This is a genomic window from Bacillus sp. FSL R5-0560 (genome assembly GCF_037966305.1).
GTDB classification, from domain to species: domain Bacteria; phylum Bacillota; class Bacilli; order Bacillales; family Bacillaceae; genus Bacillus; species Bacillus mojavensis.
The window spans coordinates 1587808-1608578 of the sequence record NZ_CP150195.1 but is presented as its reverse complement, the minus strand read 5'-3'; the positions used below and the strand labels follow the sequence as shown (position 1 = coordinate 1608578).

Annotated in this window: 18 protein-coding genes and 1 pseudogene; 4 read left to right on the top strand and 15 right to left on the bottom strand. The window is 42.3% G+C overall.

What is annotated here, in order from left to right; all coding sequences use genetic code 11:
* Positions 1-9: 9 nt before the first annotated feature.
* From NST56_RS08350 to abhA, 3 genes are all read right to left on the bottom strand, one after another.
* The gene (locus NST56_RS08350; protein WP_168747682.1) at positions 10-840 is read right to left on the bottom strand and encodes a gamma-glutamylcyclotransferase; all 831 of its coding nucleotides are present in this window, start codon (positions 838-840) and stop codon (positions 10-12) included.
* Between the two features lie 15 nt (positions 841-855).
* On the bottom strand, positions 856-2142 hold the full coding sequence (locus NST56_RS08345; RefSeq protein ID WP_010334093.1) for an ATP-binding protein: 1287 nt from the start codon (positions 2140-2142) through the stop codon (positions 856-858).
* Between the two features lie 187 nt (positions 2143-2329).
* Positions 2330-2608, bottom strand: coding sequence for a transcriptional regulator AbhA (gene abhA / locus NST56_RS08340; RefSeq protein WP_003244728.1), 279 nt, complete (start codon positions 2606-2608; stop codon positions 2330-2332).
* Positions 2609-2889: 281 nt separating this feature from the next.
* Between abhA and mreBH the strand changes: the two genes are divergently transcribed.
* From mreBH to NST56_RS08325, 3 genes are all read left to right on the top strand, one after another.
* The gene (mreBH, locus tag NST56_RS08335; protein ID WP_168747680.1) at positions 2890-3897 is read left to right on the top strand and encodes a cell shape-determining protein MreBH; all 1008 of its coding nucleotides are present in this window, start codon (positions 2890-2892) and stop codon (positions 3895-3897) included.
* 102 nt (positions 3898-3999) lie between these two features.
* A complete protein-coding gene (locus NST56_RS08330) occupies positions 4000-4131 on the top strand; it encodes a protein YkpC (protein WP_010334091.1) in 132 nt (43 codons plus the stop codon).
* 113 nt (positions 4132-4244) lie between these two features.
* Positions 4245-5477, top strand: a complete 1233-nt coding sequence (locus tag NST56_RS08325; protein ID WP_268505579.1) for an aminopeptidase — start codon at positions 4245-4247, stop codon at positions 5475-5477.
* Positions 5478-5504: 27 nt separating this feature from the next.
* Here NST56_RS08325 and NST56_RS08320 read toward each other — a convergent pair.
* Both NST56_RS08320 and NST56_RS08315 read right to left on the bottom strand, forming a co-directional pair.
* A pseudogene (locus NST56_RS08320) lies at positions 5505-6417 on the bottom strand (ketopantoate reductase family protein).
* Between the two features lie 59 nt (positions 6418-6476).
* Positions 6477-8096: an ATP-binding cassette domain-containing protein gene (locus NST56_RS08315; RefSeq protein WP_168747675.1), complete on the bottom strand. Its 1620-nt coding sequence runs from the start codon at positions 8094-8096 to the stop codon at positions 6477-6479.
* 184 nt (positions 8097-8280) lie between these two features.
* Between NST56_RS08315 and NST56_RS08310 the strand changes: the two genes are divergently transcribed.
* Positions 8281-8550 (top strand): hypothetical protein, encoded by a 270-nt coding sequence (locus NST56_RS08310; protein WP_010334087.1) that lies wholly within the window; start codon positions 8281-8283, stop codon positions 8548-8550.
* Positions 8551-8585: 35 nt separating this feature from the next.
* On the opposite strand, the gene lepB is transcribed toward NST56_RS08310, so the two are convergent.
* The 10 genes from lepB to NST56_RS08260 form a co-directional block, all read right to left on the bottom strand.
* Entirely contained in the window at positions 8586-9167 is a 582-nt protein-coding gene (lepB, locus tag NST56_RS08305; RefSeq protein WP_029441233.1) for a signal peptidase I, read from the bottom strand.
* A 141-nt stretch (positions 9168-9308) separates the two neighbouring features.
* Positions 9309-11213, bottom strand: coding sequence for a fructose-specific PTS transporter subunit EIIC (locus NST56_RS08300; RefSeq protein ID WP_339181289.1), 1905 nt, complete (start codon positions 11211-11213; stop codon positions 9309-9311).
* 14 nt (positions 11214-11227) lie between these two features.
* Positions 11228-12139, bottom strand: coding sequence for a 1-phosphofructokinase (gene pfkB / locus NST56_RS08295; protein WP_010334084.1), 912 nt, complete (start codon positions 12137-12139; stop codon positions 11228-11230).
* A complete protein-coding gene (locus NST56_RS08290; RefSeq protein WP_339181286.1) occupies positions 12136-12891 on the bottom strand; it encodes a DeoR/GlpR family DNA-binding transcription regulator in 756 nt (251 codons plus the stop codon). The genes pfkB and NST56_RS08290 overlap by 4 nt, the downstream gene beginning before the upstream one ends.
* Positions 12892-13169: 278 nt before the next feature.
* Positions 13170-14363 (bottom strand): ABC transporter permease, encoded by a 1194-nt coding sequence (locus tag NST56_RS08285; RefSeq protein WP_326332865.1) that lies wholly within the window; start codon positions 14361-14363, stop codon positions 13170-13172.
* Positions 14360-15052, bottom strand: coding sequence for an ABC transporter ATP-binding protein (locus tag NST56_RS08280; RefSeq protein WP_286058598.1), 693 nt, complete (start codon positions 15050-15052; stop codon positions 14360-14362). The genes NST56_RS08285 and NST56_RS08280 overlap by 4 nt, the downstream gene beginning before the upstream one ends.
* The gene (locus tag NST56_RS08275) at positions 15053-16189 is read right to left on the bottom strand and encodes an efflux RND transporter periplasmic adaptor subunit (protein ID WP_339181282.1); all 1137 of its coding nucleotides are present in this window, start codon (positions 16187-16189) and stop codon (positions 15053-15055) included.
* A 4-nt stretch (positions 16190-16193) separates the two neighbouring features.
* Positions 16194-16889, bottom strand: a complete 696-nt coding sequence (gene yknW, locus NST56_RS08270; RefSeq protein WP_268505568.1) for a toxin SDP protection protein YknW — start codon at positions 16887-16889, stop codon at positions 16194-16196.
* 119 nt (positions 16890-17008) lie between these two features.
* Positions 17009-18823 carry an ABC transporter ATP-binding protein gene (locus NST56_RS08265; protein ID WP_339181278.1) on the bottom strand — a complete coding sequence of 605 codons (1815 nt, stop codon included), beginning with the start codon at positions 18821-18823 and terminating at the stop codon, positions 17009-17011.
* Positions 18824-18833: 10 nt separating this feature from the next.
* Positions 18834-20591, bottom strand: coding sequence for an ABC transporter ATP-binding protein (locus tag NST56_RS08260; RefSeq protein ID WP_339181275.1), 1758 nt, complete (start codon positions 20589-20591; stop codon positions 18834-18836).
* Positions 20592-20771: the final 180 nt, after the last annotated feature.

Genomic DNA, 20771 nt, shown 5'->3' with positions numbered 1-20771 from the left:
TTAATTTCATCAACCTTTTGGCAGCGAATTCATATGCTGCTTAAGCCGTTCAGTAAAGCCCGGGGTCAAATAAAGCTCGGCTCCCCGTTCAATCTCGGTTTGATAATGCTGAGGAGGTGCTGTTTCTGCTTCTTTTCGGAGGACGAGAAAGGTTAAACAATCGGTATAGAGCTTTCCCCCTGCTTCAACGTCTACAAATGCCGGCCGATAGGTAAGAGATTCAACCCCTTCTCTTTTATACAAATAGGCGACAGCTGAAAAAGGAAGACGATACAAAACCCCTTCTGTCGTGCCTCCGTCTTCAGTGATATCCGCTCTTGAGCCGTCTTGTCTTTTTAACGTAAAGCGGGTTGTATACCCTTTTAAAACAGCTCCTCCCACTGGATCTTGAAAATAATGATCAACCCCTGCCTTTTGAAAACGGGCATTGTCCATACAAGATCCGTAGGCAAAATAGTACACGGGACCTTTAGATTTGCTGATCATCTGATGTTCTTTCCAGTCACCGCTGCCTATTTTCACAAAGTCAGCACAATCATCTTTTTTCATATCATACACAAGTGCTTTCTTAATTCCAGCATCAGTTTCTACATGTACAGATTTCTTGTAATAGCCTTGATAAAAAAGATCCAGCTTATGTATACATGATTCATCTGCTTCATAAATCTCACCGCAAATATAGCCATCAGCCTCTAAGACGGCCGCAGGTTCCTCGGCTGCCGTATCAAAAAGACATCCCTTTGTCCGTGCCTGCTCACTGATACAAGCCGACTGTGATAACAGATGATGATTTTTTTCATGCTTCCTTAAGGTCCCATATACAAACAGAAGCGAGTTCATCTTGTTTTTCCCCTCTCAGCTGTCAGATTTTAAAGGCAGAACAACTTGAAAGATGCTGCCTTTTCCAGCTTCACTTTCAATCTTCAATTCCCCGTTATGCTCCTTTAATATTCTCAAACAAATCGCGAGCCCCAGTCCTGTGCCTTTCTCCTTTGTTGAATAAAAAGGTTTTCCGATTTGTTCAAGCTTTTCCTGTGACATGCCGTTCCCTTCATCTTTTACGCTTATTACGACGTGTGAAGCTGTTTTAGCAGTAGAAATCGTAACGACACCGCCTTTTGGCATTGCTTCAATTCCATTTTTGATTATATTGATAAAAACCTGCTTCAGCTGGTTTTCGTCCCCTTTAATCATACAGGTTTCTGTCTCATCAAAATTCTTTTCTATAGCAATATTGGACAATATGGCATTTGTATCAAGCAATGTTGTGACTTGTTTCAAAATTTCATTAATTGGGTGCGTTTTAAATGTAATTTCCTGTGGCTTCGCCAGCAGCAAAAGCTCGCCGAGCACCAGATCAATTCTTTTAATCTCTGAAAAGATGATATCAAAATAATCTTTTCTATCCGGATATGATGTTTTCATAATTTGAAGGAATCCGCTGACGGACGTTAAGGGATTTCTGACCTCATGGGCAATGCCGGCAGCCAGTTCACTCGTGATCGACAGTTTCTGCGACTCTCTCGCAAGCCGTTCATTAATCTCCAGAAGCTCATCTTCAGCCTCTTTTCGCTCAGTGATGTCTGACATTGTACCTAAGCTTCCGGTAAATTGCTCATCTCGGTCATAGTAAAGTTTATAGTGGACCTCACCCCAAAAGATCGTCCCGGTCTTTGTCACATATTTTGCCGTAAACATTCCCGAGGATGCTTTGTTTTTGATTTGAGTATTAATGTGATCAGCTACATGCTTTTCTTTTATGAAGTAATCATTATACATTGTCCCCATACATTCACTGATCGAAAAACCTGTGATCGCTGCCCACGCTTGATTTAAGTATGTAATTTCGCCTTTTGCATTTGTTTGGAAAACGATCTCCTGTAAATTATCCATGATGCGGTTCTTCTCATCAGAAAGCTGTTTATACTTCCATTCATTATCTTTCATTTTCTTGACCAGCTGTTTTTTCTCATCGACATAATACGCCAGCATCCAGACACTGAAAATCGTGACTGCTGTATACACAATGTCAACAGGCCAATTAATCGGGTTTTTGCCTATAAAATAAAATAAATAATCCCAAAACATAATAAAAATCATTGCCAAAATAATGGAAATGATACGTGCTTGATATTTTCTCATATGACCACCTGCCGCTTGTGTTTCTCTGTTTATTGTACCATTCTTCGACAAATAATTGAGTAAAATATGTAAAGTATCCCAAATCATTCATTACCTTTTGTTCATGATGTCATATCTTAGGCGGCGGTAATCAGAAATGAGCACGCAAAAAAAGGCGGAGATTACACATTCCGCCTTTTAACATATATTATTCTTTTAAAGCGGCTTGGATTTCTTCGAGAAGCAGCTGTGCACCTTCAGGGCTTAACGTAATTTTACCGTTGCCGTATTCTTTATTTTCTGAAGTGATTTCCCCAGTCATTAAACAAACGCCATGAGGTTTGTACTTTTTCAAGATAATTTTATCACCGTCGACAAAAAACTCAATGCTGTCTTTAATAGCAATATCTAGTGCCCGTCTTAACTCGATCGGCATAACAATACGGCCTAATTCATCTACTTTTCTTACAACACCTATTGATTTCATAAAAACCCTTCTTCCTTAAACGTTTCTTTTTTCATGTAATATTAAAGGTTGTCCCTCAATATATCGTAGACGTACGAAACTTAGAAAAAGTTTCCCGCTTTCTTGAAGAATTGCTCGAAATTTTTTCCATAAAACCGATAAATGTATTACTTCTGTTACACCCTTCCGCATTTTTTTACAAAAACATTTCTTTCCCGACGCACACCCCCACAAATCACTTCTTTTCTTAGAAACTTTAAATGTAGAATCATATTAAATCAGGATAAAGATTGGGTGAAAACATGTTTCAATCAACTGAAATTGGAATTGACTTAGGAACAGCTAATATACTTGTTTACAGCAAAAATAAAGGAATCATCTTAAATGAACCTTCTGTTGTCGCAGTAGATACAACGACGAAAGCAGTGCTTGCGATCGGGACTGACGCGAAAAATATGATCGGTAAAACACCAGGAAAAATTGTCGCTGTCAGACCGATGAAAGACGGCGTTATCGCTGACTACGACATGACAACTGATTTGTTAAGGCACATCATGAAAAAAGCCGGAAAGAGCATCGGCATGTCGTTTAGAAAGCCGAATGTCGTTGTGTGCACACCATCAGGCTCAACTGCAGTGGAACGCCGCGCCATCAGTGACGCGGTGAAAAATTGCGGAGCGAAAAACGTCCATTTAATCGAAGAACCGGTGGCAGCTGCGATCGGAGCGGATTTGCCGGTTGACGAGCCGGTTGCTAACGTGGTGGTAGATATCGGCGGCGGCACGACGGAAGTCGCGATTATTTCCTTTGGAGGCATTGTCTCCTGCCATTCAATCAGAATCGGCGGAGACCAGCTTGATGAGGATATCGTTGCTTTTGTGCGGAAAAAGTACAATTTGCTGATCGGTGAACGCACAGCTGAGCAGGTTAAAATGGAAATTGGCCATGCATTGATTGAGCATGTGCCGGATGCAATGGAAATTCGCGGACGTGACCTTGTAACAGGGCTACCAAAAACCATTCTGCTTCAATCAAATGAAATTCAAAATGCGATGCGTGAATCTCTCCTTCATATTCTTGAAGCGATTAGAGCCACACTTGAGGACTGTCCTCCTGAATTAAGCGGAGACATTGTCGATCGCGGTGTCATTTTAACAGGCGGCGGGGCGCTTCTTAAAGGAATAAAAGAATGGCTGTCAGAAGAAATCGTTGTACCCGTACACGTTGCGCAAAACCCGCTTGAATCCGTGGCAATCGGCACCGGACGTTCCTTAGAGGTGATTGATAAGCTCCAAAAAGCGGTTAAATAATCCTTTTCTCGCAAAATCTCAGAAAGTAATTGAAATTCCTGCTTCTTTTTTCCTCTCTCTCTTCATATTGTGGGAAATGGAGAAACGATAAGGAGGAAACAGATGCTTAGAGATTTAGGAAGACGGGTAGCGATTGCAGCCATTTTGAGCGGAATCATTCTTGGAGGCATGAGCATTTCACTGGCAAACATGCCTCATGCGCCTGAAGGCCCTGTTAAAATGAATCATCCATAAGTATTGAAAAGCCCAAGACAATTTTGTGTTGGGTTTTTCTCTTTGCACTCCTTTCTTTTCTTTATTGGAGATTATTTGATATGATGAGAAAAAAGCACGAGGAGGAAAGATTGATGGATACATTTTCAGAGAAATTAAATACATATGCCCAGCTGGCGGTTGAGGTCGGCGTTAATGTCCAAAAAGGCCAGTATGTGGTTGTAAATGCTTCGACGGAGGTACGTGACTTTGTCCGTCTGATTGTGAAACATGCATATGAAAAAGGCGCAAAAAATGTAACAGTGAATTGGCAGGATGATGAAGTAGCCAGATTAAAATATGAACTGGCGCCATTTGAAGCCTTTGAAGAGTATCCTGAATGGGAAGCAAAAGGCAGAGAAGAGCTAGCCAAAAAAGGAGCTGCTTTTATTTCAGTCGTATCCTCAAACCCAGACTTACTGCAAGGTGTAGATTCCAAACGGATTGCCGCCTTCCAAAAAGCAGCAGGAAAAGCGTTACATACATACAGACAATACATTCAATCAGATAAAGTGAGCTGGACTGTCGTCGGTGCTGCATCAGCAGGTTGGGCTCAGAAAGTGTTCCCTGACAAATCAGAAGAGGAAGCGACACAGCTTCTGTGGGAAGAAATTTTTAAAGCAACACGCGTAAACGAAGAAAATCCGGTCCAAGCGTGGATCAATCATGATCAAAACCTTCATGAAAAAGTTGATCATTTGAACCAAAAACATTACGCCGCTTTACATTATCAAGCAGAAGGAACTGATTTAACAATCAAGCTTCCGAAAAAACACGTTTGGGCTGGAGCCGGAAGCGTAAATGAAAGCGGACATGAATTTATGGCTAATATGCCGACAGAAGAAGTATTCACGCTGCCGCAAAAAGACGGGGTTGACGGGTTTGTATCGAGCACAAAACCGCTCAGCTACGGCGGGAGTATTATCGAAAACTTCACGCTCACATTCAAAAACGGCCGTATTGTTGATATCAAAGCTGAAAAAGGAGAAGACATATTAAAAGAATTGGTCGAAACAGATGAAGGCTCTCACTATCTTGGTGAGGTAGCTCTTGTTCCTTACGATTCAGCTATCTCACAATCAAATATTCTTTTTTATAACACTTTATTTGATGAAAATGCATCAAATCACCTGGCAATCGGCAGTGCCTATGCTTTTAACATTGAGGGTGGAAAACAGATGTCTCGTGAAGAGCTTGTCAAAGAAGGCTTAAACGAAAGCATTACCCACGTAGATTTTATGATTGGTTCTAAGGATATGAACATTGATGGAATTACTGAAGACGGAAAAAGAGAACCGATTTTCAGAAATGGAAATTGGGCTTTTTAAAATAAGAAGGAGGCTTTCGCCTCCTTCTTATTTTTCTGCTTCATACATTTGCAAAATTGGCATAAACCGTTTCTAATACTGGTGTTGAAAGAGATAAACGCTTTGCTTTATCAAGCAAAAAGCCATGCAGATGATCACCTTCAGTCGTTTGGCCATTTTCCATATCACGGAGCATGGAGGATTTCATATGATAAGACATTTTTGTCATCGTGCGGAAGCTATCTTCTTCAAGCTCTGGATCAGCGGGCACCCCCTCCTTGCGCAAGATCATGCCGATTTCCCCAATGAGTGTTTGCGCAGTGTGCCGTCCGCTCTCTGTTTCAAGAATTGGTCCAAGCGGTCTTTGAAATAAGGTTGTCATTCCTGCTTGCGCTGCAATAAACAGATATTTTTTCCAGATGTCTTTCTCGATATGCTCGCTAATGATGACCTCCGCCTTCACTCCTGCGAATGCTTTCTCAAGCTCTTTTATCCGTTTCGTACGCTCACCGTTCCATTCACCAAACACAAAACGATGCGACGCACTTGTATGGTTGATTTCTCCCTGCTTGTTTAAAGCACTTTCTATGAAACACAGCCCGCCCAGCACCTGATCTTTCGAAAATGCCGTAAACAGCTGCTCATAGTGGCGATAACCGTTTAAGAAAGGAATAATGACTGATGCGCTGTGGACAAAAGGTTTGACATCGTCAATCACCTGACCGAGTGAATATGCTTTAGAAGCGATGATGATCACATCAAACTGTCCTCTTTCTCCTGCAGTGATTACTGCTGGGTCGAAGGACACGTCACCCTTTTCACTATGAATAACGAGTCCCGTTTGTTTTAACTGTTCAGCTCTTTTTTGGCGGACAAGAAACGTCACCGCATTCCCTTTCTCTGCAAGCCGTCCGCCAATATAACCGCCTACTCCACCTGCTCCGATTATTAAAAATTTCAAGTGAATGTCCCCTTTCTTTTCTATGTACAAAAAAAAGCAGAGAATTCTCTGCTTTTTTATTACGCGTATAGTTCAGCCAGTTTTTTCTGCACATCAGCATTTTCAAGGAACTCGTCATAGCTCATTTGCTTGTCAACGATGCCATTAGGCGTAATTTCTATGATTCTGTTGGCAATCGTCTGTACAAACTGGTGGTCATGTGATGTAAACAACATAGCGCCTTTAAAGCTGATTAAGCCGTTATTGAGCGCTGTAATGGATTCTAGGTCTAAATGGTTGGTCGGTTCATCCAAAATTAAAATATTGGCGCCAGAAAGCATTGCTTTCGAAAGCATGCAGCGAACCTTTTCTCCCCCAGATAATACATTTGCTTTTTTGTGTACTTCTTCACCGGAAAACAGCATGCGACCTAAGAAGCCACGTAAAAAGCTTTCACTTTGATCATGAGGAGAATATTGGCGAAGCCAGTCTACAAGGTTTAAATCACTGCCTTCAAAATATTCGCTGTTGTCTTTAGGGAAGTACGCTTGAGATGTCGTCACGCCCCATTTAAACGTTCCGCTGTCAGCTTCCATTTCCCCGGAAATGATTTTGAACAGAGTAGTAACAGCCAATTCGTTACGTCCTGTAAATGCAATTTTATCTTCTCTATTCATAATAAAGCTGACATTGTCGAGAACTTTTACACCATCAATTGTTTTCGTTAATCCTTCTACCCGGAGAACGTCATTACCGATTTCTCGTTCCGGTGTGAAGTTGACGTAAGGATAACGGCGTGAAGACGGTTTAATGTCATCAAGAGAAATTTTATCAAGAAGTTTCTTTCTTGAAGTCGCCTGTTTTGATTTAGACGCATTCGCGCTGAATCTAGCCACAAACTCTTGCAGCTGTTTAATTTGCTCTTCTTTTTTCTTGTTCGCTTCTTGTGAAAGCTTCAAAGCAAGCTGGCTTGATTCATACCAGAAATCATAGTTTCCAACGTAGATTTGGATTTTGTTAAAATCAAGGTCAGCAATATGTGTACACACTTTGTTTAAAAAGTGACGGTCATGGGATACAACAATCACAGTATTGTCAAAGTTAATCAGAAACTCTTCCAGCCACTGAATTGCCTGAAGGTCCAAGTGGTTCGTCGGCTCATCAAGAAGCAGGACATCGGGTTTGCCGAATAATGCCTGGGCCAGGAGAACCTTTACTTTTTCAGAACCTCCAATATCTTCCATCTTTTTCGTGTGAAGATCTTCTGAGATGCCGAGACCTTTTAAGAGGATCGCAGCTTCACTTTCTGCTTCCCATCCGTTCAGCTCTGCAAATTCACCTTCGAGCTCTGCCGCACGAATTCCGTCTTCATCCGAGAAATCAGGCTTCATGTAAATTGCGTCCTTCTCCTGCATGACCTCGTATAAACGCTTATGTCCCATAATCACAACTTTTAGCACTTCATACTCTTCATACTCAAAGTGGTTCTGTTTCAGAATGGCAAGACGCTCGCCAGGGCTCATATGAACATCGCCTGTCTGAGGCTCAATTTCTCCTGATAACACTTTCAGAAACGTTGATTTACCAGCACCATTGGCACCAATTAACCCGTAGCAGTTGCCTGGGGTAAATTTAATATTTACATCTTCAAATAACTTACGATCCGCAAACCGCAAGCTCACATTATTTACAGCAATCATTTAATATCCTCCATCATGTCTATCATCATTAAAAGTATACCATGAATGGAAGACAAGAGAAATGCTTCCCTGATAAAAGCAGGCAGAAACACTTCTACACTAAAAGGGAGAAGCTGTGGTACAATTGAAGGCAAAGAGGATGCATCCAGATGGAAAATCATACATTCTTACTCGGAGGAACACATTGAGGCTTTTAACACTGACTGAATATTGCTTATTGATCTTTTTTACAGGCTTTTATCTTGCCGTAACTGGCTTTACCGCCAAAGATATCGGCTTATATATCGGGATCGCCCTGATTTATATCTTCTCACATATCTTCTCTAAACGGTTATTAGAAAAACGCGGCAAAGAGAACAAACAAGTGCACCTTTTCTTCAGTGTGCTGGCCATTATCGGTTCAGTATTTGTCACTGTATTATGCATTGCATTGGTCGCTTCTTTTTCCAATTAAAAAACGCCTGCTGTCCAAAGGCCAGCAAGGCGTTTTTATTTGGTTTGGCGCATTTCATTAAACGGGAAAAATACAAACTTCGACGTACCCACAATCCGATCTTCCGCAATCAGTCCGAGGCCATTTCTGCTGTCCATGGAGTTTAGCCGGTTATCCCCCATGACGAAATATTTGCCTTTCGGTACTTTCACCGGGCCAAAGTCGCCTGTAAGACTGACACCAAGCTTTTCTGCCTCTTTTTTGTTTTTAGACAAATAAGGCTCGTCAACTTTTTTTCCGTTTATATAAAGCGTGTCATCCTTCATTTCCACGGTTTCTCCAGGCTTACCGATCAATCGTTTGACGTAATGGATTTTTGAAGTCTCACCATTGATAATGACGATATCTCCCCGCTTCAGCTCACCGATATAGTGTACCGTTTTATTGACAAACAGCCTTTCGCCGTCATGTAAAGTGGGATACATAGATGAACCTTCGACTAAATACGGTTCAAATAGGAAGTGGCGGATAATGAGTGCCAGCAGGACAGCAATGACAATCGCTTTTCCCCATTCCCAATACGTATTGGTTTTTTTCTTCCCCGCTTTTTCAGTTTTTATTTGATTTTCTTCGGTCAAAGTGTTTCCTCCTAGACGATTGCTATATCAGTTGTTTCCCTTCTTTTACTTTATCATAATTTATTATAAAATACATAACTTAACCGCGCTGCTGCAAGAAGATAGAGAAAAAGCGTCCTTTAGTAACAGGACGCTTTTTCCTTATTTATCAGTTACAGGTTTTTTCACGATACCTAGGATAATCGCCATAACCACAGCACCAATTACAATACTTAATAAGTAAAGGAGCGGATGGTTTGTAATAAAGGCTACGAATATGCCTCCGTGAGGTGCAGGAAGGGTTACACGGAAGAATTCAGTTAATCCGCCGGCAACCGCTGCACCGACCACAGCAGCTGGAATGACGCGAAGCGGATCAGCCGCAGCAAACGGGATTGCGCCTTCTGTTACGAAAGCCGCACCCATGAAGTAGCACGTAATACCTGCTTCACGGTCACGCTGAGAGAACTTGTTTCTGAAAATTGTTGTTGCAAGTGCGATACCTAATGGAGGAACCATACCGCCGGCCATGATCGCTGCATGAGGCGCATAGTTGCCTGCATCAATCATCGCGATACCGAACGTGAAGGCTGCTTTATTAAGCGGACCGCCCATATCGATCGCCATCATACCACCTAAAATAATACCCATTAACACCAGGTTTCCTGTACCAAGACTTTGAAGCCAGTCTGTTAAGAAATTCATAAATGCTGCCACAGGTGTATTGATTACAAATTGCATTAATACGCCAGTGATAAAAATACCAAACAGCGGATAAATCAATACAGGCTTTAATCCATCAAGTGACTGAGGGATAAACACAAATACTTTTTTCAATAAAATTACGACATAACCAGCAAGGAATCCGGCAATCAGGCCGCCTAAGAATCCCGCATTCGCTTGAGTGGCCATAAACCCGCCGACCATACCAGGAGCAAATCCCGGACGATCTGCAATACTCATCGCGATAAAACCGGCCAGAACTGCAACAATCAGTTTTAATGCGTTGTCGCCGCCGATAAAGTTCAATGCTGCAGCAAACGTATTGTAGCTAGGATCATTCGGATCTGAAGAATGGATCCCCCAGAAGAATGAAATTGCAACGAGTATACCGCCGCCCACTACGAATGGAAGCATGTTGCTGACACCGCTCATAAGGTGCTTATAAAACGCGTTTCCAATACCGCCGGAGCTGCCTTTTGCTTCATTTTCATCACTCTGAGCAGAAGAACCGCCGCCGCTGCCTTGATAAATCGGTGCGTCTTGGTTCACCGCTTTTTCGATAAGCTCTTGCGGGCGTCTGATGCCTGCCGTTACCGGAACTTGAAGCACGCGTTTGCCTTTGAAGCGCTCCATTTCAACCTGCTTGTCCGCTGCGACAATGATTGCAGGTGCATCTTCAATTTCTTGGGCAGTTAGCTTGTGCTTAATACCGCTTGATCCATTTGTTTCAACCTTAATCTCAACACCAAGCTCTTTTGCTTTTTCTTTAAGGGCATCCGCTGCCATGAAAGTATGGGCGATACCTGTCGGACAAGCTGTGACCGCTAGGATTTTTCCTTTTCCGGCTGGTGCTGGTGCCGTTTCTTCTTCTTCTTCCTCTTCATCATCATCTTTATCATGCTGATTGATAATGTCAATAATTGCGTCTTCTGATTCAGCTTCAAGCAGCTGTTTGCGAATTTCTTCACGCATTAACAGTGTAGACAGTCTTGACAGCGCTTCAAGGTGGGTGTTGTTTGCGCCTTCAGTCGCTGCAATCATGAAGACCAAGTGAGCCGGCTGGCCGTCTAGTGATTCATAATCGACACCGTCTTTTGAACGCCCAAAGGCAATCGCCGGGTTGATAACGCTTGCCGTTTTCGCATGCGGGATAGCGATTCCTTCACCGATACCCGTTGAACTTTGGCTTTCACGATTTAAAATGGCTTCTTTGTAGGCTTGTCTGTCATTTAATTTACCAGCCTTATCAAGAACTGTGACCATCTCGTCAATAACGTTTTCTTTTTCTTTGCTTTCAATATTAAGCTTTATCGTATGCTTCGTTAAAAGCTCAGTTATTTTCACTTTTGTTTCCTCCTCTATAGACGTGTGACCTTAACTTCAGGAAGAAGCTGCTGGACAAATTCTTCTGTACCAAGTTCCTCAGAAAACGCGGTAGCGCTGCCTGATGTAACTCCTAAGCGGAATGCCTCTTCAAGCGGCAGCTGCTTGGAAACACCGGCAAGAAAACCTGCAACGACAGAATCTCCTGCTCCGACAGAGTTTACCAATTTCCCCTTTGGTACGTTTGCAAAGTAGACGGCATCCTTTGTAAACAGAAGCGCTCCGTCACCGGCCATGGATACGATTACATGCTCAGCGCCTTGTTCTACAAGCTTTTTCCCATAAGGAACAGCTTCTTCAACAGATGAAATCGTCGTTCCGAACATTTCACCAAGCTCGTGATGGTTCGGCTTCATCAAAAATGGTTTCATTTCTGTTGCTTTCATAAGCGCTTCGCCTGAAATATCTAATACAACACGTGCGTTCTGCCGTTTGCAAGCCTCTGCGATTTTTTCATAGGTATCTTGAGGCAGTGAAGAAGGAATGCTGCCAGCAAGAACGACAATATCCCCCTCTTGCAAAGATGTAAACTGTTCTAAAAAGGCATTGAAATCTTCGTCTGAAATCGTTGGTCCCTGACCGTTAATTTCCGTTTCATCACCAGTTTTCAGTTTTACATTGATGCGGGTATCTTCTTTTACTTCAGAAAAAGCTGTTTCCAGATTTTCCTCCCGCAAAAATGTTTTGATATATTCTCCTGTAAATCCGCCGACAAATCCGAGCGCTTTTGACTGAACATGATGTCTTTTCAGCAGTCTCGATACGTTGATGCCTTTTCCCCCTGGATACTTTGTATCATATGCGGAACGGTTCAGGCCTCCTACAGTAAAATCTTCAACGTGAACAATATAATCGACAGATGGATTAAGTGTTACAGTATAAATCATGGTTTCACTACCTTTACGACAGTTTTTTCTTGGTAATTATCGAATGTAAGCTCTTCAGCGTCAGTCGTAATGATTGTTGCGTCGCCTATGCCGGCAAATGCCGAAAATGAAATTTCTCCAAATTTCGAAGGGTCCGCTAAGACGTAAGCGTGTTTTGCCTGTTTGACAGCCTTCGTTTTCAAAAGGGCTTCATCAGGGTCAGGTGTTGTGAAGCCAGCCTCTGTATGCACACCGTTTGCCCCCAGAAAACTCTTATCGAATCTGTACTGATCCATGGCAATCAGTGAAGTGCCCCCGATAACCGCGCCTGTTCTGTGCTTTACATATCCTCCAAGCAGATAAAAAGATATTTCTTTCCTTATCAATGCGTCGATGTGCATAACCCCATTCGTGACCACAACGATATCTTTGCTTTTATCCATAAAATCAATCATGTGCAAAGTCGTCGTGCCCGCATCGAGATAAATGCAATCCCCTTCCTCCAAAAGTGAAGCGGCTTTTTCAGCAATCTTCAATTTGTCTTGAAGGTTTTTGGATGATTTTTCAAGCATATCGGGTTCAAGTCTGATATCGGAAAGCTTGGCAGCTCCCCCATGAACACGCTTTAAAAAACCGCGTTCTTCAAGCGTCGATAAATCTCTTCTGATTGTTGATTCAGAAGCATGTGTTAGATTTATGAGCTCTTGAATCTTTACCACATCATGCTTTTCTATTTGATCAATAATCAATTGATATCTTTCAGGAGTTAGCATGCTTCACCTCCTAATGAAAACGTATTCATTTTGAATACAATTTCATTGTAAACGCTTTTTTTACAATAGGCAACTGAAATCATTCAAATTCATTCAATAACTATCAAAATCTTTCACGTTTCTCCATATTAACGTATGTATATAGGGTTTGTAAACTGTAAATTCGACAAAAACAAGGACAATTGTATGACTTTTTCTCCTTATCTTAATGTAAAAAGTCTTTTATATTCATAGTAAAAAACACCAAGCATTAAAAAACCTCATGCATATGCATGAGGTTACTCGTAACGCAGCGCTTCAATCGGATCGAGCTTAGCAGCTTTATTTGCAGGAAGCATTCCAAACACTACGCCAATAAGCATACTGAACAGCACGCCTACGCATACGACCTGCCAGGATACTAAAGACGGCCAGCCGGCGATGGCAGAAACCAGCGCGGCCCCTCCATATCCGATCCCGATCCCAATTAGTCCGCCGATGAGCGTTAATACCACAGATTCAATTAAAAACTGGGTCAAAATTTGTCCTCTAGTCGCTCCGAGAGACTTCCGAATTCCGATTTCCCGCGTTCGTTCTGTCACTGACACAAGCATAATATTCATGACTCCGATTCCGCCGACTACAAGCGATATGCCTGCAATTGAGCCGATAATTGTGGTCATGATTGTTGTGATCTTTCCAATTCCTGCTGCAATCTCTTCCATGTTCATTACTTGATATGAATCCTCAGTGCCGTGATTGTCATTCATCAGCTGTGCCGCTTCTTTTCCGATAGATTTTATATCATCAGCCGATTCGACCTGCAATGACACATTACTGAAGTCACTTGTACCAAAAGACGATTTCATCATATTAAACGGCACATACATTTCACTTAGTCCGAAAGACAGCAAACCTGTTTCCTTCTTCAGTACACCGATAATTTCAACAGGCTGTCCGTTTACCCAGACAACTTCACCGAGAGGAGAGGATTTATCAAACAGCTCTTCGGCCATTTTTTGTGATATAATGCCCGCCCTTTTTCCCGCAAGAAAGTCATTATCAGTAAAGGTTCTCCCGCTTTCTATTTCTAAGGAATTCACATTCATATATCCGTCGTTGATTCCGTTAATGGTTACATCGGTTTCTTCCTCATGATAACGCGCCTTCATGCTTTCAGAAGTGGATGCAACTACTTGTCTTATCCCATCTATCTCTTTTAATTCGCTAATATCGTTTTCTGTGAAAGTTGACTCCGTTACGGCGTTCGGATTGCTTGCAAGCTCTTCGTCACTCGGCATGTAGTATAGTTCCACCGTATTCCCCGGACCGCTGATGGACTGCTTAAGCATCTGCTCGCCGCCCTGCCCTACAGCAACGACAACAATAACAGAGCCAACACCAATGATGATTCCAAGCATCGTTAAAATGGAACGCATTTTATGTGCAAGAACAGAGCTCAAAGCCATTCTGATGTTTTCTAACAGACTCATTCTCCCACGCTCCTTTGTCCGGAGCCCGGAGGAACAATTTCTCCATCTCGCACCATGATGACCCGGTTCGTGCAATCTGCAACTTCAGGCTCGTGGGTGACAAGTACAATTGTTGTTCCCTCTTCGTTTAACGCTGTAAATTGGTCCATAATCGCTGCACTTGTTTTTGTATCCAACGCGCCCGTCGGTTCATCCGCCAAAATTAATTTTGGTTCATTGACAATTGCCCTTGCAATGGCCACACGCTGCTTCTGGCCACCGGATAACTCATTCGGCATATGAAGCATTCGATCGGCTAATCCGACCTTTTCTAAGGCTCTTTCAGCTCTCTCTTGGCGTTCTTTTTTTCCAATGCCGGAATAAATCATTGGCAGCTCGACATTTTTTTTAGCGTTCAGCCGCGGGAGAAGCTGGAATTGCTGAAAGACAAAACCGATGGATTTGTTGCGGACTGCGGCCAGTTCTTTGTCTTTATAAGAAGAGATGTCTTCGCCGTCCAGCTTATATATACCGGAAGTCGGACGATCCAGACAGCCGATAATATTCATAATCGTTGATTTTCCCGATCCTGACGGCCCCATGATCGAAACGTATTCCCCTTGATTGATGTTCAAATCAATCGAATGAAGAACATCAAACGTTTCTCTGCCGATCTGGTAGCTTTTTCGCACTTTTGAAAGCTGAATCATTTATGCTTTCACTTCCGTTCCGTCAGCCAAATCATCAGCAGGATTTAAAATGACTTGGTCATCCTTAGAAATTCCTTCTTTGATTTCCGTTACGTTGTCTGTTACTTCACCGATTTTGACATCGACTCGCTTGGCTTTACCATCCTTTACTGTATACACGTAATATTGATCATCTTCTTTTTTAACTGCCTTAGAAGGAAGCGTATTGGTTTTCCGCTTATCCGTCTCAATGTTCATAATGAATTTAAAACCCGGCTTTCCTTCTGGAAGATCGCCTTTTATTTTAACTTGGAGCGGGTATTGAACCGCCTGATCTGTGCCAGCTGCTGCCGCGGCGTTTTCCTGCTGATCCGGCACCAGCCCGACAGCGGAAACTGTCCCTTTCCATGTTTTATCCTGAATGACATCTGAAGTGAGTGTGACCTTTTGGCCTTTTTTGACTTTAAGTGTATCGTATTCAGACAATTTTCCTGAAACAACAAGGTTTTTAGGATTACCAATATGTATGACAGGTTCTTGAATATCTGATTTTTTTGAAGCCGCTTCTTTGTTGACTGAAATTACAGTGCCATCGATCTCACTTTTCACTTGAAGATCTGACATTTTATTAGCAAGCGACTGCCGCTGAAGCTCAGTTTGCTTTAATTCAATTTGAGCCGTTTTTTCCTGCATTTCAAGCTCTGTGCGCTCAGATTCAATTTGTTTTTCTGCTTCTTTCTTTCCGAGCTGTTTTGTCAGTTCTTTTTCTTTATTGTCCAACGCTTGTAACTTTTCTAGAATCTGATCGATTTGCAGCCGGTTCGATTCAGCGGTTAATTCATTTTGTTCTTTTTCCAGACTGAGCTGCTCATTCGAATAAGTGACTAACGGCGTACCCTTTTTGACTTTGTCGCCTTCCTTCACTTTAATGTCGTGCAGAGTACCTTTATCCGCTTCATAAAACACATATTGTTCATCTGAAAATTTAAGTGTGCCTGGAACCATAACCGTTGACGATATCTTTTTTTCTTCGAGGCTTCCCGTCTCCACCTTCTGGCCGGCGCTGCCGCTTGCAGGAGCGGCAGACCGGTAAATATTAATTCCAATAAAAAGAGCGACTAATGCTGCAATCCCAATTCCGATCCAGACTTTTTTCATCTAATTATGCACCTGCCACAGAGCTTATTGATCCTGAAATAAACGAAAATGCGACCAAAAGGACGAAAAGAATAATAACGGATATCCACCCTGCTTTTTTTGAGATGCCTCCCGTTTTATGAAGACCGATCGCTAATAATACATAGCTCCAAATGCTGAAGATCTCAAATGTATTTAATACGCTTGTTAAAGGCATGTCTGAATGAATAATTCCAGCAAGTGACGTCATGCTGTAAAGTGAACTTGCATCAGTGGTAAAAGCTACAATTCCATTAACCAATAAGCCTAAGCTGCTGATTAAGGAGACAAACAGACCGAGAGAAAGCATTTTCTTATATGTCGTTACGCCTCCTGATATTTTCACGCAGAGCCAATAAATAAGAGGCGCAATAAATAAAGCTGCAATTCCGCCAAGAATCGAACCTGCCATTGCTCCAAATTTGGTAATGGTTGCGACAGTTGAAATTTGCTCAGGCGATAAGCCTTCAGTATCGGTCGCTTTAAGAAGCTCGCTATAATCCGTTCCGAGCCCCTGCAATACAGCACCAACTATGATGATTGCCGCAACAATTAAGAGCGGGCCCCATACAACCGGCCTTTCTCTTATTCTCTCAAATTGAATTCCAGGACTTGTGATCACGCCAAAAAGGGATGGCTTTTCAGTTGTTACTCCACCGTTTTTTTCTACATTTGCTTCCATATAAATCCTCCTTTAACATATCTAGCTGATAATACGTAAGGACCTAAAAAAAGTTTCATATTTTTTAAAAAATATCCAAATCATTCAAAAGACCTTCCTGATGTTAAAACTGAAGGCTTTTATTCTGCAGCGATGCTGTACTGCGATTTCACCAGTCCTGCGTAAATACCTCTTTTCCCAAGCAGCTGTTCGTGATTCCCCTCTTCTATTTTCCTGCCGTGATCTAGAACGATGATATGGTCGGCGTCGCGGATCGTGGACAGTCTATGGGCAATCATGACGGCTGTACGATCTTTCAGCAATGTTTTTAAAGCCTGCTGGATTTTGACCTCTGTCTCTGTATCAATGCTTGCCGTGGCTTCGTCAAGAATGATAATAGCAGGATCTGCGAGCAGCGCTCTTGCGAAGGAAATGAGCTGGCGCTGACCGGCGGATAATACGCTTCCCCTTTCTTCCACCTCTGTTTCGTATCCTTCTGCTAAACCAGAAATAAACTCATCCGCTCCGACTGCTTGAGCAGCTTTTATTACTTCTTCGTCTGAGGCATCCGGCCTTCCGAAGCGAATATTTTCCATAATCGTTCCGGAGAAAATAAACGTGTCTTGAAGCACAATGCTGATTTGAGAGCGCAAACTGGCAAGGGATAGGTCTGTTATCGGAATGCCGTCTATTTTAATGGTTCCTCCTGTTGCATCATAAAAACGGCTGATTAAATTGGCAATCGTTGTTTTCCCGCTCCCTGTGTGTCCGACAAGTGCAAGTGTAGAGCCTGCAGGAATGGAAAAGGAGAAAGAATGAAGAGCCTTTCGTTTTTCATCATAAGAAAATTCAACCTCTTCGAAGCTGATATGGCCTTTTATATTTTTCTTATGAATGGCTTCCGGTTTTTCCTTGACGTTCGGCTGTTCATCTAAAAATTCAAAAATCCGCTCTGACGAGGCCATCCCCATTAACAATTGGTTATAAACCTGGCCTAATCTTGAAATAGGCTCCCAAAACATGCCTAAATAGAAGGCAAAAGATACGAAGACACCTATCGTAATGGTTTCGTTCATGATGAGTGTGGCGCCATACCATATTAATACGGCTGTTCCTATCGCATTTGTCATTTCTACCAGCGGACGGAACACAGCATTTTTTCTTGTTGCTTCCCGCCATGATTGATAGTTTTCTTGATTGACTCCGTCAAAATACGTCTTGTTTTCTTGTTCCTGCGTGAAAGCCTGCGTTACGCGGATACCTTGGATGCTTTCGTTTAAATGGGAGTTCAGCTTTGATTGCTTCAGGCGCACCGTTTGCCATGAACGGCGGATTTTTTTTCTGAGACTTGTTGAAATAAAAAACATAATCGGCAGAGTCACCATGATGGCTATGGTCAGTTCAGGACTTAGCGTGAATAAAATGATGACGACTCCCGCCAAAAGCAATAAATCTGTTAATAAGTTAATTACGCCGCTTGTGAAAAGCTCCTGAAGGGAGTTAATGTCATTCATAATTCTGACGAGAATAGACCCTGCCGATCTCTGATCGAAAAATCGATGGGACAAGCGCTGCACATGGGTAAATAAATGCTGGCGCAAATCGTAAATGACATGCTGGCCAAGCTGGTTCATCCATCTGATCCTTAGCATATTGGCTGCATAATTAACTGCGTATAAAACACTGATCAAAATCATCAGCTGCATCAGCAATTCCGAATTTTTTGCTGTAATGGCTTGATCGAGAACATAAACACCGATCAGAATGGGAATGACAAGCTTCACAGCAGTCCCAATCAAAACGGTGAGAAAAGAAAGCGGCAGAATTGTTTTTCGATACGGTTTGACATAGCTTAACAGCCGCCACATTTGAGCCCAGTTAAACGGTTTTTCAATGATTTCATCTGAAGAATAATAGAAACGCTCCAAAATCCCCTGTTTTTTTGCTTGTTTCATATGTTCCTCCCTATCCGACCTGATGCGGCTCATTTATCATATTGGCATCCCGGTATTGCAAATCGTATATCTTTTTGTAATAGCCGTTTTTGGCAAGAAGCTCGTGATGAGTGCCTCTTTCACGAATGCTGCCTTTATCGAAGACGAGAATTTCATCTGCGTGTTTCAGTGATGAAATGCGGTGAGCGATGATAAAGGTTGTGCGGTTTTTCATGACATCTTTTAACGCAAGCTGTATGCTGTGCTCCGTTTGCATATCTACTGCACTTGTAGCGTCATCTAATATTAAAATGCTTGGGTTTAAGCAGATGGCTCTGGCAATAGCAATGCGCTGCTTCTGGCCGCCTGAAAGCCCCAGCCCCCTTTCTCCAAGCATGGTGTCATACCCGTCAGGCAGTTCCATAATAAACTCGTGAGCCTGAGCCCTTTTTGCAGCAGCTATAACATCCTCGATCGAAGCATCCGGCTTTCCGTATGAAATATTTGATCGAATAGTAGATGAAAATAGGAATGATTCTTGAAGTACGACTCCAATATTTGAGCGAAGGGTTTTTAATGAATAATCTGTGATAGGTTTATGATCAATCGTGATGATTCCGCCTGCCGGACTGTAAAATCTAGTGAGGAGCTGTGTGACTGAGCTTTTTCCAGATCCCGTAGGGCCCAAAAGTCCGATCATCTTTCCGCTGTTGGCTTCAAAGCTTACATTGGAAAGCGCGTTCGTTTGCTCATTTTTGTATGCGAGAGTCACATCTTTGAATGAGACATCTCCGGTTAACTTTGGCTGGTGTAAAGCATGAGCATGGTCTTTAATGTCTTCCTCTTCATCAAGAATATCTAACAGACGCTCTCCTGAGGCTTTTGCCTGAGAAAACATATTAATCACAAAACCTAAGTTCATGATCGGCCACATCATATAACTGACAAGACTGAAGAAAGCGACAAGCTCACCCGGATTCAGCTGATTTTGCATGACCAAATAGCCGCCGTATGAAAGAAGAGCCACAATACAAATATTGCCGATAAATTCCATCAGCGGAAAATACGCAGACCAGATGAATGACGTTTGTAAATATGTTGTTCTGTAGGCCGCATTTGCCTTATTAAAGGCGCTAATTTGAAAATCTTCTCTTGATAGTGACTTAACTGTGTTGATGCCGCTGATATTTTCCTGCACCTTTGTATTGAGCTTCGCAAACGATTTTCTGATACCTCGGAAGGCAGGGTGTACTCTTTTGTCAAATTGATATACTGTGATCGCCAGAAAAGGCAAAGCAGCGATTGTTACCAGCGTAAGAGGGACCGAATAGTAAAACATGACTGATAAGCTGATCGCAACCAGCAAGCCGAATCGAATAAACTCAGCAAGCCCATAGGATAAAAAAAACCTAAGCCCCTCAACATCGGCTGTCAGCCTGGACATCAAATCACCTGTTTTGGCATTGTCATAGTAAGAAAAAGAAAGCCTCTGCAATTTTCCATACAGGCCATTTCTCAGCCGATAAACAGATTTGATTCCAAACATATCACCTAAATACTGATGAAAAAAAGTGGCGGTTCCTTTTACAGCCATTACCGCAATAAATCCCAGACTGACCCATACTGCAAGCTGATACTGACTCCCCAGTACGATCTCATCAATCGTAATTTGAAGAATGATCGGATAAACGACCGTTATCGCTGTCATCAAAAACATCGCCAGAAGCGACCACATAAACACCTTTCTGTACGGCCAATAAAATGATTTTAATCTTTTAAATGTCTCCATATCCAGCACCCTTCCAGTTTTTTCACCCTTACTATATCGATTCCCGAAATAAATTTCTGTTAATTTTTCAAAATTCAATCTAATGATGGAGATGGTCTCTTACTTTATATGGTGGGACTATGTAAAATAAATGCTTACAGAAAATCATTGTATGCAGGATGAGGAGCAGGATATGCAAAA